This is a genomic window from Bradyrhizobium sp. ISRA464 (genome assembly GCF_029910095.1).
Classification (GTDB): Bacteria; Pseudomonadota; Alphaproteobacteria; order Rhizobiales; family Xanthobacteraceae; genus Bradyrhizobium.
This window is the reverse complement of the sequence record NZ_CP094526.1, coordinates 6,295,309-6,312,878: the sequence shown is the minus strand read 5'-3', so window position 1 is coordinate 6,312,878 and position 17,570 is coordinate 6,295,309. Positions and strand designations below refer to the sequence as shown.

Genomic DNA, 17,570 nt, shown 5'->3' with positions numbered 1-17,570 from the left:
CGCAGTCGGACTATCGGACGATTGCGGAATAAACGATGTCCTGGACCTGCTCACGGTAATACGTCCGGATTTCTCCGGGAGCTGCCGTTCCCACCACGACGACGAGACGTTCCTTGGGATCACAGAAGAATTGCGTACCGTATGCGCCTGCCCAGGTGAACTCGCCTGGATTACCTGGCACTGCCGACAGACCCTCATTCGTCCGGACCGCCACTCCGAGCCCGAACCCGAAGCCAGCACGATGTGGCTCCACATGAGCGACGTTATTCTTGATCTCCGGCCCAAGATGATTGGAGATCATGTGATGCACCGTCCTGGGACCGAGAATGCGCCGTCCCTCGAGTTCCCCGCCGTTTAGCAGCATTTGTGCAAAGCGCACGTAGTCACCGACCGTCGAAAATGCGCAGGCTCCCCCGCAATCGAACTTCGTTGGCGTGTCGAGCAGCTCAATCGCCTGTGGCTTGCCGGTCAGCGGATCGTGCGGAAATGGACGCGCGAGACGTTCACGTTGCCGCGCGGAAGGGTGAAACGTGGCATCGTGCATCCCGATCGGATCCCACAGGGCCTTCGTAAGGTACTCCCCCAATCGCTGTTCAGTGACCAGCTCGACGACGGCGTCCAGCACATCGATCGAGCAGCCGTATTCGAATTCCGTCCCCGGTTGGTGCGCCAGTGGAAGCCTGGTAATGCTGTCGATGAAAGCCTCTTTATCGCCTCTGATCGCTGGAGTTGCAAAATCCGGATAGAGGCGCGCGACCTGGTTCGAGCTGTCCGGCCGCCCACCATAGGCGAGGCCTGACGTGTGGCGATAGAGATCATGAATGCGGATCGGCGAGGCCTGCGATTTGAACTCCAGCGATTCGTCAAACCGCGGAACGCCCACTTTCATGTTAGCGAATGTCGGATAGTAGTCCGTAAGCTTGGCCTGCAGGGGCAGGCGGCCTTGTTCCATGAGCGTAAGCCCGGCAACCGCCACCATCGGCTTGGTCATGGAGGCAAGTGCGAACACTGCATTGAGCGGCATGGGCGTGCCTTTTGCCGGATCGAGCTGCCCGTACGCCTTGTAGTGAACCAGCTTGCCGTCTCTGGCGATGGCGACCACCGCCCCTGGCACGCGCTGGTCCGCGATCTCGCGCGCGAAGAACTCATCCAGCCTGGTGAGCCGCTGCTGCGAAACTCCGACGTCATCGGCCTTGACCTCAGGTAGAGGCGCGGCCTGCCCCGAATTGAGGCCGATTACCGCTGCCGCCGCGCCGATGATAAGCTCCTTCATGGGCATCTCCCTCACAGGATGGATGGATCTTTCGTCGTGCAACCTGTCCCTCGTGTTTGCATGATCGGATCACATTGTTGATAGCCCGGTTGTTCGCCTTAAAAACGTGCGGCCATCCGGCCCTGTGCAGAGCGCGGCCTTTACACGACGAGCCGCGTCGCATCCGCGGCGCCGTCCCTACCTGCCTTGATCCGACCGCAGGCCGGCATCTTGAGCGATGTCTGCCTTGACCATCTTTGCGCAAATGGTCCGAACATCGAACAAGCGGTCGTGGATTGATGGATGCGCGAAAGACCCCGTCTGTCGATGTTTGGCCTCGCCATCGATTGCGGAGATCGGCGCCGAAACGCTCCAGCTTCGAGGATGAATCCGGACCTTGGTGGGTCGCGGCCGAGCCGGTCTGAAGATCGCAGCCTGGCCGCCGGCTGCCACATTGAGCCCCATCAAGCCGAGATGCTGCTGCCTCGGCTGCTAGGGGCGATCCGATCCGGCGTGGGGCACCTGTCCTCAACTGCCCCTCTTTCCACAGTATTTGTCGATCACGCCTAGGCTGAGGAGCACTGCAAAGGCGAACAGCACCATGCCGCCGGCGACCCAGCTTGCTTCCTGCCAACGCGACGCTTGAACATATTCCAAAACATAGGCCGACACCACTTTGGTGCGCCCAGGAATGTTGCCGCCGATCATCATCACGACGCCAAACGTCCCGATCGTATGAGCAAAGCCTAGCACAGCTGCCTTGAGACATTCCGGCCGAGCCAACGGCAGGGCGACTGCGAAGAACGAATACATCGCAGAGGCGCGGCGAGCCGCCGCATCTTCCAGCGGGCGGTCACCCATTGCGACGAAGGCGTTTCGGATTGGCTGCACCACAAGCGGTAGCGCGGAGAAAACCGAGCCGACCACGACACCAACAAAGGTGAAGGCGAGCGTGTGCTCGCCCCACAGAGAGGCCAGAAAGCCCCCTGGACCGTTCGGACCGAGCAGGATAAGCACGCAGAATCCGAGGACGGTCGGTGGCAGAACCAGCGGAAGCGCAACAATCGTCGCGATCGCGCTGGCCAAAGCGCCTTTCGAGCGCGCCAACCACCACGCGAGCGGCGTGCCGAAAATCAAGAGAATTGCGGTCGTTATGCCCGCAAGCTCGATTGTCAGCGCGACCGACTGCCAGATCTCGGTCGAAAAGGCATCCATCCACGCTACCCCAAGGTTGACGGCAGCAAGCCGGGTCGCGCTACGACCGCCTGGACATCAAGCTCGCTGGCAAAAACGGCAAGGATGCCCATCGCCGTCGTAGCAGCGTCACTGAGCAAGGACGCGGCACCCATCCAGCTCGGATCACTAAACTGCTCTGCTTCCGTCCGGTGCGTGCTTTCGCTGCTTGGTCGTAACGGAGCGGCGGGGCCAACATCGGCGCCTGCGATCTCCACACGTCGATGAAGCTCAGTGGTGGCTGCCAGCGCAAAGAGCGTCTGCCGCTCCGCATCAGGTGTTGCGAACGCATTCATCGTCTGCATCTTGCCTGCGCCGTCATATCTCAGTGCGCCCCGACGGCGCGCATCACCAGTGGAGGAGGATTCCACCCAGATAGTTGTCGATTGATCTGGTAGCTGACGAGCGGATCGGTCGGGTAACCGGCCGGTTCGAAGCCTCGTGACAAAGGCCGCCTTGGGCGGTCGAGCAATCCAGCGGGCCGTAATATGAGTGAAGTCTGAGCAGGCCTCGAAAGTGAAGATGCGGATGCCGACCCGCCTGAGATACGGGGAAGGCCGTGTGGATAGGGAAGCAATCGACGTGCGCACCTGTTTGATCCGCCGGGGTAGTGGACTCGGCACGCTGGAAGGGCGATGCGGGTAATCGGGGGAGACCCGCAGCGGGCGGAGGTCGCGTCTTCAACGTCGCAATTGGCGGCGGCCTGCAGCGGGAGTCGGACAGGGACGCGGTACCGTTGAAACCGGGTAATGCCGGCGGAGGGAAGGTCCCTGACTTCTGGTGTGCTTTCAAAGACGGTGAGGAAACAGGTGATTGGCGATGAGCCTCGAAACGCCTGAAAGGATCAGGACCCTTCAGAGAAAGCTCTATTGCAAGGCGAAGGCGGAGCCTGCCTACCGCTTCTATTTGCTCTACGACAAGATCTGCCGTGAGGACATTCTGCGCCACGCCTACGCGCTGGCCCGTGCCAATGCGGGTGCGCCTGGTGTTGACGGGGTGACCTTTGAGCAGATCGAGGCGTCGGGCGTGGAAGCATGGTTAGCGGGGCTGCGCGAGGACCTCGTTTCGAAGACGTACCGACCCGATCCGGTGCGGCGGGTGATGATCCCGAAGCCCGGGGGAGGCGAGCGCGCGCTCGGCATTCCCACGATCCGCTGTCGCGTCATTCAGACTGCCGCCAAACTCGTGTTGGAACCGATATTCGAAGCGGACTTCGAGGACAGTGCTTATGGCTATCGTCCGCGTCGCAGCGCGGTCGATGCGATCAAGGAAACGCACCGGCTGATTTGCCGGGGCTATACCGACGTGGTTGACGCCGATTTGTCGAAATATTTCGACACGATCCCGCATTCGGACCTCCTCAAATCGGTGGCCCGACGCATCGTTGACCGGCATGTGCTGTGGCTGATCAAGCTGTGGCTGCAAGCGCCGGTCGAGGAGCGGGACGGCAACGGGAAGCGGCGCATGAGTGGCGGCAAGAACAGCAAGCGCGGCACACCGCAAGGCGGTGTTGCAAGCCCGCTGCTCTCCGTCATCTATATGAACCGGTTCCTGAAGCATTGGCGATTGACCGGACGCGGCGAAGCCTTCCGCGCCCACATCGTCTCGTACGCCGACGACTTCGTCATCCTCAGCCGCGGCTATGCGCACGAGGCTCTGGCGTGGACGAAAGCGGTGATGACGAAACTCGGGCTGACGCTCAACGAGGCGAAAACCTCGGTGAAGGATGCCCGGCGCGAGAGCTTCGACTTCCTTGGTTATAGCTTCGGGCCGCATCGGTACCGGAAAGATGGCCATTGGTATCTGGGCGCGAGCCCGTCCAAGAAGAGTGTTCAGCGGCTCAAAGCCAAGGTGAGCGATATCCTGGTCCCCGGCAACACCGGGTGCTGGCTTGACGTGCGTGACCGGCTCAATCGCTTGTTGCGAGGCTGGAGCACGTACTTCGGCTACGGCACTCGGAAACCGGCGTACCGGACCGTCGATAACCATGTGTACGAACGGGTCCGCGGATTCCTGGTCCGACGTCACAAGGTGCCGTCGCGTGGCACCCGCCTCTTCCCGCGAGAGGCTGTGTTTGGCGCGCTCGGGGTCTTGCACCTCCGACGCGTCCACTTGGGACCGCCGCCGTGGGCCTTGCACTGAAGCCAGTCGGAAAGCCGGATGCGGTAGCTCCGCACGTCCGGTTTGATGAGCGAGGAAGGGAAACGGGGCGTTGCCGAATGGCCCAAGCTACCGCGCCCTTCCCCGACTCTACCGGCGCGGTCGCGGATACTCAATGTTGTGACAGCTGTCATGACCACTGTCCTGGCACCATCCATGACGTCGGAAATCGAACGCGACGGGCAGAGGTCGCCAAGCGTAGGCATGAAATGGACCTTCGCAGCCGTATGGGTGTTCTCGATGAGCTGGATCGGGCGGACGTCGCCAGGCGAGAGCGACACCTGAAATGCCACGGCGTTGGTGAATTCTCTGTAAGACCTCTCGCTGGAGCGCACGTTCAAGGCGATCCTTGGGCCGGTTTGCCTGCTTCGACGACCCCGCGGGCGCGTTGGCCAACACAGGAAGGTTCGGGACGACCGGTATATTGATGTCCGACGCGTCCGCGCTTCCAAGCAGGAGAGGAATCAGAACCGAATTGACAAGCATCAGTTGGGCGAGCCTCATCGAAATCTCCTGAGACAGCGTCGCCTCTAGCGCTGGGCCGCGGCGACTCATTGCTCCCCATCCAGCAATCGCCGTGCCGCTCGCGAAGCACGGCGCGTTCCGTGCCCAACGAGCACGAAACGGGGATAGATGCCCGCGCTACTCTGGAATGGACAGAACCCCGTTGTCAGGTTTCCGGCCTGCTTTGTCCTCAAACAGACGCCGATGGTAGGACGACCCCAAGTGATGCCGCTCAAGTTCGAGCATCAAGCGCAGGATCTGGACGTCGCCCCCGTGGCGGCCGCCGCGTTGCGGCTTCGGCGTGCCAGACAACCCCGGGCTCGCGGCCGATCAAGGTCGCTTGACGATCTGGCCCTCGGCGCGCCGTCAGTTTGGAGACAGTGCCAGCGAACCATCGTCGCCCTTGGCTTGCTCGCTCGGCTTGAAACTGACGTGGCGATGGCAGTCCGTCAGATACTGGAAAGCATGTGGTCTTATTCTGCAAAGCGCATCTGACAGGCTGATGCAGATCTATGGCGGGAGCTCGCCGCCGGCATGGGACATTAAAGAGGGGCGGCATCGGCGCACGTGACCGTCCACCCCGCGAATGCAGACGCTTTATCAGGCTTTCGAGCCGAACTTCGCTCATGCGGCCACATAGATGACGCATTGGCCTGTTTCAGGCTCGCCGAGGAGCGAGGGCCTAGGAATGATCGAGTACTACGGCGACAAGCGCGCATCTGACCGAGGCGGCAACGCTTGTGGAAGCCACAACCATGTGAGGGCGCCACACGGCTTGCTGGCCATGACGGAAAGTCCGGACGAAACATGCTCGATAGGATTGTATTGCGCACGCCAGTCGACGCATCCGCGATGAAGGAGACCATTTGTCAGCGGCGCAAGTCCTGTGCTGCTCATTTATTCCGCCCACCGCCGCGACTATGCGCTCTCTGCGTTCGATCGGGTCGCTCGCAATGATCGCGTCGTAAACGAAGGCTGGGCGAGACGATCACCGGCCGAGCTGTCACGGGTTCGTAGGCCTGCCTTCGGGCGTTCTTCCTTCGCTTCCAACCGGTCCGTGTCAGTCGCGCGTCTTGCGGCCCGGATTGCGGTCGGCTCGCAAGACGGATCGTACGTGGGCAAGAGCGAGGAAAACCAAATCTGGGGTTGGCAAAGTCCTCCGGATCCCTGTCGCGCCGGGTTCTGTGAGAGCCGCTTTGCCATTAGGCGGTGATGAATCGGGAAAGCGCCATTCCGGCGCGCCGGCAAGACCGCTTGATCGAATTCTTCGAAGAGGGTCCTGAGCTTTCAAAAATGGGTAGTGGAGGGATGAATGATGACCGGCATCTGCGCCTTGCTTCGCAGATTGTTCGTGCAGCCGCTCACGCAGGCTGACCGGAATGTTGCATTGAAAACTCAACTCGCGCCGATCAATGGGACGCGGGACAACGTAATCCACGTGGATTTCAAAAGGATCCGCGAAGCGAAGGAGGGGGCATGCGATCACGGATCATAGAAAAGCTGGAGGCTGGCCGTATACGATCCGGCCGATTCGCCAGTGTTCCGGGATCAGGTCCCTGCGGCCTGTTCTTGGTCCAAGGGCCTTGCGGCTGTGAACTCAAGATCAGCGGACTGGTTCGCCCAGGCTGGGAGCATGTCTCCGCGTCGACGGCGCGGCGCTGCCCGAACTGGGAAGAGATGTGCTTTGTCAAGGATCTGTTCTGGGATGAAGAGGAATGCGTGATGCAGCTGCATCCGCCTCATTCGCAATATGTGAATAACAGCCGCTATTGCCTGCATCTGTGGAAGCCGACATATCGGGACATTCCGATGCCACCGCCAAGCTTTGTAGGCATTGTCGGACTTGGACCGTCGGACTCTGCAACGTTGTTTGCGCAGATGACGGCGACATCGTGACTTGATCGATGATGTCGGTAACTGGTCAATGACGTCGAGCGGCTGCAAAGGAGATCTGCTCGCCTTCGTTGAGCATCTCTGAAGGTCGGGGAAAGACGTTGCCTTGCAGCTTCGCGGACCGGACGCCGAGCGCGGCGAATTGCCGCGCAGATTTCGGTTGGACGACGCTCGCCCATCCACCAACACCAGCGTGATCTAGGTGAGTCGCTTACTCGCGAACGGGCAGAAAACTGCTCCAACACGGTTTCGCTCCCAACGCTTGCCGATAACCGGCCCGTCCGCGCCAAGCTCGCAGCGCTCGCCACTCTTATTTCGAGCGTCGGCGCGGCGATCACGACCTTCGTCGTCCCAGTCAGTTCGCTGGCGGCGAACATCTCGCGATAACGCCATCGCTCACTCCACACTTGACGTCCGTTGCTCGGAAGAGGCAAACACCACATGCATGCCACTCGAACTATAGCACAAGAGGTCGAAGCATGATCGGGAATGAGCGATGAGGCAGTTGCTGCGCCCAGTATTGCGCTCGCCCTTACGACCGCAAGGCGAGAGGCTGCAATGCGCCACTGGCCCGAGCAGCAAAGCAATGCCGGCGATCTCTCTTGGCCCGCAAGCCAGGAGAGCGGCTCCGCTCGTTCTTTGGCGCCAGGGCCGTCGGGTGTGACGGCAGGAAGGACATAAGAGGATGCATATCGAACCGGGACTCGTAACGGGCACGAAGCTCGTGCTGGGCTACGCGACGGGTATGGCCGTAGGCGGCGTCGCACTCAAGCTCGCGGTCGAAACCGTTCGTGAAAAGGGCATCGCGTCGTTTCTGGTGCGGACGGGCGTGGCGACTGCGCTCGTCTTCACGTTTTTCGAGATCTTGCCGCACTTTCCGGTCGGGGTGTCCGAAGTGCACTTCATCCTCGGCTCGACGCTGTTCTTGTTGTTCGGTGCAGCGCCAGCTGCGCTCGGATTGGCGCTCGGCCTTCTGGTGCAAGGCCTGTGCTTCGTGCCGACCGACCTACCGCAATATGGCATGAACGTAACCACACTCTTGGTCCCGCTGCTCGCGATTCAGGCGCTTGCCCAGCGTATCGTTTCCCGCAACACCGCTTATGTCGACCTCCGATACTCGCAAACGCTGGCGCTATCGACCGCATATCAGTCGGGTATCGTGGCGTGGGTGGCCTTCTGGGCCCTGTATGGCGCCGGATTTGGCGCGGCGAACCTTTCCAACATCGTAACTTTCGCCGCATCCTATGTGATCGTCATCGTCATCGAGCCGTTCGCCGACCTTGCGGTGTTGGCGACAGCCAAGGCAGTGCGTGATCTGACCGCGGATGCGCTGGTGACGACCCGCCTCCACAACTCTGGCTAGCGATGATCGGCGGGACGGGATGTGCCGCCATTCAAGGGATGTGGCTCTGTTCCCGATTGTGTATCGGTTGCCGGAATACCGGGAAGCTGACCCTCGCCGCGGCTCGCACGGATAGCAAACCGTCGACATTTCGTGGAGCTATAGGAGGAATGGGCCGGACTGCGCATGAGGGCTGCTTCTCGCTTGCTCGTCGTCGATCATCGGGCAGACTGGGCGGCCACCGGCGTGGGAGCTGCTATGGCCGCGAGGAATTTGGTTCGCCACCCTCAGGCCTCCGACGCGACGGGCTGCAGCGAAGTCGGCGTCAAATCCAGTCGGCAAGCGGTGACTTCGCTATCCTGCAGTCGCTCAGCCTCGCCTTCAGGCGACTCTCTCTCGGTTCTCTGGTGCCGGCGTTCATCCATCACGCTGGATTGACACCCAGCCTACGCAGTTATGCGTGCCTGCCAGCGCGGCGCAAGCGGCGGCAACTGTGAAGAAGTGGCCCATCGCGGACGGGCGTCTGGCCTGATCGTCCCGCTGGAAGACCGGCCCAAAAAGCCCGGCCGCCAGCTACAGCGACCGGGCGAAGGCAAATACGAATTTCATGAACGCTCCAATCATATGGCAGTCCATTCGGGACGGACATCCCCCGCCAATGCGGGGCCGCACCCGGTGGGCCTGCCGGCTTACAATGAAAATTGGTATCCTCCGGGTTCGATAATTCTCGCGCCAACGTTGCGGAACGGGCCAGAGCACGCCGAACTCAACTTGGACGAATGTCACGCCGAGACATCGTCAATCGTGAGTGATGCGGTGGAATCAGCCGGATCCGTTGTGAGCGCCGCCAGATAGCGAGCGAAGAGTGAGATCGTTCGGGTGTGCGACTCGAGGGCGCTCTTGCCGCTGCGGCCTCCAAGCCAATCGTTAAACAGTCGTTTGCGGCTAGCGCCAAGGTCGGCGTTTTCGACGAGGGTATCGCGTGCTGAATAGACCCTCTCCCGCAAAGCGGATCGGCCGAGGAAGCCGCCATTCCGCCAAAGCATAATATGCGCCTCCTTGGCGGACCGCGGACCACCGTCTCTGTCCGAATGCATCCGCTGAAAAACTCTAGCCTCGATCGCAGCGAACGGACCGATGTTCAAGCGGATAGCCTCCAAGGTGTGCCGCCCATTCTTGTTGTAGACATTGATTGGCAGCTGGCGCCAATTGCGAAGTGATACGCTGGTCTGCAGGAGGTCGAGCCGGAAAAGGCAAACGGTTTCGCGGCTTCCACTACGGCGTGCGGCTCCAGCTGAGACGAGGTCAGTCTCGCCCCAGAACGTCGGAGTGGGGGACAGTCCAGGAATTGGTGCCTCGCCCCGAAGCCTGCGCACCGCGTCCGGGCCGATCTGCCGGACCTGGTCGGCCGCCGTCGCCCGGTGGATATCCAATTCGATCGCGAGGCCCCCAAAGTTATCCTCGTTGTGAGCCAGCATGCCGGAAAGAACGTCGATGTAGTGATAGCCGGAATGACAAAGCATTCCGTAGCCGTACCGGTAGGGATGGTCTTCGCGGCAGAGTATCTCCTCCTCGGTGTTCCATACCCCCGCGTGATGCTCGATACCAATATACGTGACCGGGGTACCGAGCTTGCGAGAAGCGTGGCGCGCATACCGTCCAATCAGTTCGTAGACGGCTTGTAACGGCGAGGCGTCATTACGGCGCAACGGCCGCCTGTGCGCCTGCAGATCTCCTTCAGCTCCGTGATTGCATCAACGATGCGGTTGGCTGCAGGGCGCCCACACGAAGTCATGGGAAGTATGACGGGCTTATCGACCAGACAATCGAGGCCAAGTCCGAGAGCCGCTCGGAGGTAGCCTAGATGAGCCTTTGGTTCCGTTGAGATGATTACTTTCGTGGCTGGAGTTGCTCTGGCTTTGAGAACGTCCTCCCCATCACGGGAGTACCAGATTCCGTATCGGCGCAGATCGGGGACGTATGAGACGCTCGCCGGCTTGCATGCGCGACTCCGAAAGAAGGCATTCACGCCATCTCTGGCGCTCTCAAGCTCAACGACATGAAAGTCCGACGCCAGCCTGCCGGCGACGGCATTCTCGATCAGAGGAATGTACTTCGCCCGGGCGTAGGGACCAAGCCCAACGAGTATGAGATCCCCTTTCATTCTTCTATCGCCCTCTCTTCTTTATCATGGATCGGAACTTCAGGTTCGATGTCAGCAGACAGCCGGCCCCAGCGGTGAGCGTCCAGCGGCTTGCGGCCCCCAATCGTTCAATCAAGAAAGTGCTCGCTGCTTGGCATTGTTCGCAGCCGGCGTCGGCAACAGGCGCTGCCGCCGGCGTCTGCTGGTGGTTGGGGCCGACGAAGGTCCGGCAAGCGGCCGTCGGACGGATTTTGGTGATCGGTTGCTGTTGAGGCCGGACCGCCAGCCGTCAATGGCGCCGGCCACGAAGATGCCGCGTCAACGAGCATCCGTGATCGGAGTGTGAAGCGATGGGATAGACCTGCAGGTTCTCCGGTTTCTTCAGTCACGCCCAGCGGTGCGTCTTCGTTGTCGATAGAAAGACCTGCAGCGACGCCAGTCTGATCTCGAAGGAGCCGAGACACGCGCAATGAAGAAGGTGGGAAAAAGATGCATCAATTCATATCTGGCGAGCGATGGTTGAATGTGGTGTCGAGGCAGATGACTTCACCTCGATCTTCTTGGTCTCGAACAAGAAGCAGGATTTGGGCCATTGCAAATGTTGAGAAATACCGACATTCCTTGTGCGGCAAATGTCGCGCAGCAGACAGCTTGGCGGACTGCAGACACCGGATGGCTTGCCTGCAGCGAGCAGCACGCGGACGCCTTGGCAGTCCAAGCCAATCGTCGAATCTCGTCAAGTATTGACGTCATCAGCCTTTTTGCTTGCAGTAAAGGAGATCCGCATCATCATTCCGCCGAGAGTATCGAGCGCGCCGGCGTGCAGAACGCTCTTCTTGCAGAGATTCGAGATCATCTGATGTGCTCGAGACGCGATCCTTCGCTGCCACCGTTTTCGGTTCTTGGAGCGTTGACCCTCCGGTGGGCAGTAGATCGCCAGGCTCGCGTGCGAGTGGCACCATCGATGCTAGCGACGCCCTGAACCATGGCCAGTTTCGGGATATCTACAATATACGTTGATATACGTTGTGCGTGGAGAGCTGCCGTGTAATTGCGCTTTTCGGACAAGGTATCAATGGACCTCCACGCCGATGGGAAAAGAGCCCATGTCTTCCGCAGAAGTGCACCGGCACATTATTTCGCTTCTCCAGAAGCCAAACCCGGTCATCCTGGACATCGGTTGCAACGACGGCACCGATACGAAACATTTTCTCAAGCTGTGCCCGCAGGCGCAGCTCTATTGCTTTGAGCCGGACCCTCGAGCGATCGCTCGTTTCAAGAACAACCTGGGGCCGTGCCTCGACAAGGTGAGGCTGTTTGAGGTCGCGATCAGCGATCGAAATGGAACGATCGAATTCCACCCAAGCAATGGGGAGGGAGAGGCGAAGGAATGGGATCTCTCGGGCTCGATACGCCGGCCCAAAAACCATCTGACCGAGTACGGGTGGGTCCGGTTTGACAAGCCATTCTCGGTTGAAACGCGACGGCTGGACGACTGGTGTAGCGAAGCGAAGCTGGACAAGATCGATTTCATTTGGATGGACGTGCAGGGAGCAGAGTCCGATGTGATCGCGGGCGGCAGAAAGGCCTTCAGCAATACGCGCTTTATTTATACAGAATACAGCGACCGGGAGCTCTACGAAGGGCAGCTATCCTTGCAGGCCATTCTTGAGCTGTTGCCTTCGTTCGAAGTGGCAACCCATTATCCGGGCGCGGTAGAAGGCGATGTGCTGCTCAAGAACACGCGATTTTAGAACGATCGCCGCTTTTGGGCACGACAGGCGTGCCATCCAATGTTCGCATCGTGGCCGACCGTGAACCACAGGGTACTCGTTTTGTGATATCGACCCTGCCAGCTTCTATGCGGCACGTTGCGAAGAGGAGCGAGATGGTGCACGATTGGTTTTGATGGCGCATCCTCGCTTCAATCCCGACCGTCGCGCTTGAATGGTTGCAATCGGCGCAATCTTCAGTCCTAACGGTACTTGGCAGTCAGCACGACCCATCTTCGTCCAGCATCAGACCCGCCATGCTCCTGTCGAGCGATCTCGCGCGCGACTATTGATTCCCGGCGCCGCCTGCGACCCTGCATCGATCAACGGCATCGACCGTCTTTGCCTCGCCTCAGGCGCGGCAAAGGATCTGCAGGCCAACGAGGTGAAATTCGTCGCGCCGGATCTACGCGATCGTCCCAGACGGCCGGGTTTCCCCGTCGGTTGATCTGGTTTCAGATATTACAATATGACGCCACGTGCGATTCAAGACCCTTGAACTGGCGGTCGCTCGAATATTTCAAGGCGGCCGCTTCTCACAGGCGAGAGCTCATCCGCGCACTATGTCCGAGGCGTACGCTCGCGCCGTCTTCGGATGGGCTTGTTCCGCATAAGCAGTTGAGGCACATTGCGCTCCATACTTTTTGAGTGACGTCCCATGTGTCGGCCTGCTTCAGAAGCTCGCCTATTTCTCGTTGCCCTGTAGTGGTCCATGAATCTTCAGGTGACCATTTTGAAGCTGCTTGTTAGCTATCCGAATGGCCTCGCCAAGCTCGACGATCTCAAGCGCGACATTGCCATTCTGGCCACGAGCGGCCAAGATTGGTCCGAGCGCACCAAGCGCCTCGCTGCCAGGGTACCTGATCTGAGTATATTTTCCATGAGGCTTGTCGAACGCTACTCGTTCGGATGGCACATCACGGAGAAGGGGCGTGGCGTGCTGGAATACATGGAGAGCCACGAGCGGCCGTCAGTCGTCGACACAAACACTCCAGAGCCCGAATGTGCCCTTGGTAAAATCCCGCCGATGAGGGGTAAGGCATCTCGGCGAGCTCGTGGAAGATCGCGGCAACGGCGCAGTCCACGCGCCCACATCGCCTGAATATTCGATACGCGGTCGATCAATTCTATCTCCGCGGCCGTGCGTCAGAACGTCATGGTTTCCTGGTGGTGATCAAGCCTATGGAGCGAGCCGATGGGTTCCGCCGAAAGAGCGCGTTCAGGAGCTCAATTTGTCCTGCCTGGCTCAAGAAGGTTCCGTGTTTGCCCGAGGTTCGGCAAAAGCCGTCGGTATCGACTGACGTTGCGGCCCGGGCCGAGCACGATCGGCGAGAAACCGTCCTCGGAATCGTCAATGACCAGATGATTGCGGCGTCCATGTCGTGGACGCAACGCGGGCGCTGGTTGGACGATTGGCGCAGAGCGAACGGCCTCAGCAGGAGCCGATGTACCTCGATAATCCGGCGAGGCGGATTTCGTCCTATATAATACGGCCCGCATCATGGGAGAATTCGAGCAGTTCACCAGCACTCTCTCTGGAACCAGGACATCGAGGGTCAAAATGATGGTCGTGTTGGATCGCGTAAAGGCCGGCTTTGCTGTTCCAGAGGAGACGCCATCCGACCACTGAGCGAATGCTGACATGTCGCGATCTTGCCAATCGCTGCCTTTGCGTCTTATTGCCTACATCTGCGCGACCGTTTTCTATAAGCCGATCGTGAAAGTCCTGGGTCGTCCTTCGTTGGTGACGGCGTGTTTTCGTCAATAATCCTCATTTTGATCTGAGGTGCTTTTATTCGGCCATGGACAGTCTTGCCTCGAGGTCCGCACTGATCTCGCGCTGGCCTGCAAGGGCACCAACGCTGGTACGATCCGGACGGCGCCGAAACTCGTCGGCCGCCCAGCGCCGAGCAGCGAGGTATGGCAGGCGCTGGTTTCGTCTAGGACGAGGACAAATTCCCGTAGTCTGCCAAATTTGACAGTGACAATGGCGGGTGTCTCAAGCGTCGCCCGATCTGCCTGGCATGCTTGACAGTTGCCGACGCTTTCGCAGATATGGCGGCCTCTCGCAAAATAGAGTGGATACCCGCGTCGATGATCAAGTCCGAGCTCGTTCAGCGCATCAGCGACCGCAGCCCGCATCTTTATCAGCGTGACGTCGAGAAAATCGTAAGCGCAATCCTGGACGAGATCGTCGACGCACTCGTGCGCGGCGACCGGGTCGAGTTGCGTGGCTTCGGAGTATTTTCGGTCAAGCAACGCCGGGCTCGCACGGGCCGCGACCCACGAACAGGGCGGAACGTTCACATTGACCAGAAGCGCCTTCCGTCCTTCAAGGCCGGCAAGGAAATGCGCGAGCGCCTGAAGCGCGAGATGCAATGCGAGACGGTATCCTCACCATCCGACAAGCAGCTCGACAGATGTATTTGGCCAAAAGAAACCGCGTGACCACAGGGCAACTGATCTTCGCCCGCAATCACCACAAGGCTGTCTTTTGTTTCGTCTATGCGCAATGCGGCCGTACTCGCCATGCGGCCGGCGCGGACTCAAATTGAAGCGTTTTTCTACCTGACCCATGACCGTCACCGCTGAAATCGGATGGTTAGGTTGACGACGGTGAGCGGTCAAACCACGACCGTCGACAGCGGACATTCTCTGCGGCCCTTGATATGAGGCCGGCTGCGCCGATCAGCGCGGCAATGATCCATTTCCACCGAGGGGTGAGCCATTCGAAGCTCGTGACGATCGCGCAGAAAGAAGGGCGCTTATGCGACGTCGTCCAGGACAGTCTACGTGCCTCATGCGCCTCGACGAACCCAGACATGCATATGCACGCAGTTGTGTCCGCTGTCCTGGCTGTAGGCTGCACGTGCAACGCGACGTTCTCAGCTTCCCTCGGACAACGACGGCATCAAAGTCCTTGCCGGCTTTGGGCCCCGTGGAGCGCGGTGGTTCGCCTTCACGGCGCGTGTAAAACAATCAGGACGTCCGGCTAAATGAAGGCAAGGACGAGCAGGCTCGAACAGAGCAGCGCGAAGCTGGTCGCAGTCAGTGCGAGAAGGCTGCCGGAGACAAGGTCATGATTGCGCATCAATCACCCTCGATTGCACAATTAGACAAGCCAGGAGCGGTAGTTCCAATGCCCACTTTGATATAAAACCGATAACTGATTCCGGATGCACTATTCCTGCTTCTTCGAGGACATCATGCATCTTCGCTGCGCCATTGGACTGAAGTTCGTTGAACTTTGGCGCAGGCAGGCTCTTTGAGAGCCTTCCGAAAAAGGCAGGATCTGATGCGGCGATTGTCGAATGTTGATCGGCACGCCAGGCGAAGCTGAGACCAATGACCCGATCGCGGGCCGATGGCCAGCCTTTGAACTCGCTGTGGAACCTGCGGGAAAATCGGTGTTCGGCTGTTTAGTGTCCCAGACGGTTCAACTCTCAGCAAGCTGGTCCACCCGATCGGCCGGGGCGGCCGGCTATTGGTGCCTTTGCCGAGCTTGCGGCCGTATTATCGCGGGTCCCAGTTCGGGCGTGTCGTCCTTCCAACGGACTGAGCCGAACGGCCTCTCCAACATGCGGCGGACGCGTACCGGCGCAGGGCCGATATGGAAACGAATGGCCCGCTGCTCTAATTCACGTTCCCACTGGGTCGAGCGGTTGCGCCAGCGCAAGTAGTCGAACCAGGTCGGGCAGTGATAGCGCTCGGTCCACAATTCGGGATCGGCAATGTCGCGCGCGATCGACCAGCCATAGGCCCCGTTGCGCTGGCGTGACAGTTGCACGTCCTGCATCACATTATGAAACGCTCGCGCATTCTCCTGTGCAACCCGATACTCGATCTCGACGACGAGCGGTCCGCTACGCCCGGTCAAGGCGAGACGTACCTCGGGATCGCCGACAAGCGCGGCTTCTTCTCCTCTCGCGCCGACGCGGGGCATGGGCAGCCAACGGCCGATCAGTGGAGAGGCCAGCATCAAGGCGGCCGACACCATGAGCGCAGTTTCGACCCCTGCCGCGTCGGTTAGATGACCCCAACCCCAGCTGCCGACGGCAATTCCGCCTGAGCTCGCCGCCTGATAGGCTGCGAGCGAGCGTCCGGCCACCCAGCGCGGTGCCGACAACTGCACCCCAATGTTGAACACGGTCCACGCCATCATCCAGACGGCCCCGGCCAGGACCAGTGCCGCCGCGGTCAACACAGCTTCGCGGCTGAGCGCGACCGCGGCGATCGCCGCGCCCATCGTCAGCGCGCAGGCGCGGATTGCGGCCTCGCCGCTCATCCGCTTGCGGATCTCGGTGATGTTCAGTGCGCCGACCACCGCGCCCAGGCCAAAGGCGCCGAGCATGATGCCGTAGGTCTGAGCGTCACCATGCAAGAGGTCGCGCGCCACCAGCGGCATCAGCGCGGTGACTGCGCCGCCGACGACGCCGGTCACCAAAGTGCGGACGAGCACAATCTTGATCGATGGCGAATTGCTGATGTAGCGCACACCGGACACTATCGCGCGGCTGAACCCTTCAGGCGGCAGGCGTGAGGGCGCGCTGCTGCGTTTCCAAAGGAACAAGGCGATTACCAGCGGCAGATAGAGCAACGTGTTAAGCGCGAATGCGGCCACTGCGCCCGCAGTCGCCACCACGACGCCGCCGATCGCCGGACCTACGCTGCGCGCGATATTGTAGCTGATGCCGTTCAGCGCGACTGCCGCAGGCAGCTGCGCTTCCAACGGCACTTGTTCGCCAACCGACGATTGCCAAGCCGGTCCCATCAGCGCCATGCCGCTGCCGACGATGAAGCAAAGCATGAGCAAGAGGTTCGGTGTGGCTAGACTAAGCCAGGCGACCACGGTGAGGGCGGTTGCGCCGGCGCACGCGATGCCAAGCGAGATCAGTGCGACGATGCGACGGTCATACATATCGGCGATCGCGCCGGCTGGTAACGAAATCAGCATCACCGGCAGCAACAGTGCGGTCTGCACCAATGCGACCTTGTCGGCCGAGGACGTCATCTGCGTCATTGCCCAAGCCGCACCAACACCTTGAATCAGGATGCCGAGATTCGAGAGGAGGCTCGCAAGCCAGATGCGCCGGAAGGTCGCGTGCCGAAGCGGCGCCGTGATGCCGTCGGCAGCGCTACGCATCTGGACTTTGGCTCGATCGATCATATCGGTTCGTGATGATCTACCATGATTCGAGTCGGGTGCGGATCACAAGGATGTTCCCGGCGCGATGCCGCGCTCAAAAGTCTGGCATGCGTGAAGCGCTGCGT

At 60.3% G+C, this 17,570-nt stretch carries 12 protein-coding genes; 7 read left to right on the top strand and 5 right to left on the bottom strand.

Translation table 11 applies throughout. The annotated features are described in order from the left end of the window. Positions 1–10: 10 nt before the first annotated feature. The 3 genes from MTX19_RS29555 to MTX19_RS29545 all read right to left on the bottom strand — a co-directional run bounded on the left by MTX19_RS29555 (position 11) and on the right by MTX19_RS29545 (position 2,790). Entirely contained in the window at positions 11–1,273 is a 1,263-nt protein-coding gene (locus MTX19_RS29555) for a serine hydrolase domain-containing protein (RefSeq protein ID WP_280980488.1), read from the bottom strand. A 507-nt stretch (positions 1,274–1,780) separates the two neighbouring features. Beyond that, positions 1,781–2,467, bottom strand: coding sequence for a molybdate ABC transporter permease subunit (gene modB / locus MTX19_RS29550; protein ID WP_280973061.1), 687 nt, complete (start codon positions 2,465–2,467; stop codon positions 1,781–1,783). Positions 2,468–2,472: 5 nt separating this feature from the next. Continuing rightward, positions 2,473–2,790, bottom strand: a complete 318-nt coding sequence (locus tag MTX19_RS29545) for a hypothetical protein (RefSeq protein WP_280980487.1) — start codon at positions 2,788–2,790, stop codon at positions 2,473–2,475. Between the two features lie 514 nt (positions 2,791–3,304). Between MTX19_RS29545 and ltrA the strand changes: the two genes are divergently transcribed. The 4 genes from ltrA to MTX19_RS29525 all read left to right on the top strand — a co-directional run bounded on the left by ltrA (position 3,305) and on the right by MTX19_RS29525 (position 8,405). Further along, on the top strand, positions 3,305–4,627 hold the full coding sequence (ltrA, locus tag MTX19_RS29540) for a group II intron reverse transcriptase/maturase (protein WP_280980119.1): 1,323 nt from the start codon (positions 3,305–3,307) through the stop codon (positions 4,625–4,627). A 1,834-nt stretch (positions 4,628–6,461) separates the two neighbouring features. Next, positions 6,462–6,644, top strand: a complete 183-nt coding sequence (locus MTX19_RS29535; protein WP_280973059.1) for a hypothetical protein — start codon at positions 6,462–6,464, stop codon at positions 6,642–6,644. A gap of 182 nt (positions 6,645–6,826) precedes the next feature. Then, the gene (locus tag MTX19_RS29530; protein WP_280980486.1) at positions 6,827–7,045 is read left to right on the top strand and encodes a hypothetical protein; all 219 of its coding nucleotides are present in this window, start codon (positions 6,827–6,829) and stop codon (positions 7,043–7,045) included. Positions 7,046–7,727: 682 nt separating this feature from the next. Further along, positions 7,728–8,405, top strand: a complete 678-nt coding sequence (locus MTX19_RS29525; protein WP_280980485.1) for an energy-coupling factor ABC transporter permease — start codon at positions 7,728–7,730, stop codon at positions 8,403–8,405. A gap of 761 nt (positions 8,406–9,166) precedes the next feature. On the opposite strand, the gene MTX19_RS29520 is transcribed toward MTX19_RS29525, so the two are convergent. Further along, entirely contained in the window at positions 9,167–10,093 is a 927-nt protein-coding gene (locus MTX19_RS29520; RefSeq protein WP_280985594.1) for a hypothetical protein, read from the bottom strand. 1,540 nt (positions 10,094–11,633) lie between these two features. On the opposite strand from MTX19_RS29520, the gene MTX19_RS29515 reads away from it, so the two are divergent. From MTX19_RS29515 to MTX19_RS29505, 3 genes are all read left to right on the top strand, one after another. After that, complete coding sequence (locus MTX19_RS29515) at positions 11,634–12,281, top strand: FkbM family methyltransferase (protein WP_280980483.1); 648 nt, start codon at positions 11,634–11,636, stop codon at positions 12,279–12,281. Between the two features lie 730 nt (positions 12,282–13,011). Further along, the gene (locus MTX19_RS29510; protein ID WP_280973054.1) at positions 13,012–13,401 is read left to right on the top strand and encodes a hypothetical protein; all 390 of its coding nucleotides are present in this window, start codon (positions 13,012–13,014) and stop codon (positions 13,399–13,401) included. 992 nt (positions 13,402–14,393) lie between these two features. Further along, positions 14,394–14,747, top strand: coding sequence for an integration host factor subunit beta (locus MTX19_RS29505; RefSeq protein WP_280973053.1), 354 nt, complete (start codon positions 14,394–14,396; stop codon positions 14,745–14,747). Between the two features lie 1,033 nt (positions 14,748–15,780). Here MTX19_RS29505 and MTX19_RS29500 read toward each other — a convergent pair. Beyond that, positions 15,781–17,466: an MFS transporter gene (locus tag MTX19_RS29500; RefSeq protein WP_280985593.1), complete on the bottom strand. Its 1,686-nt coding sequence runs from the start codon at positions 17,464–17,466 to the stop codon at positions 15,781–15,783. Positions 17,467–17,570: the final 104 nt, after the last annotated feature.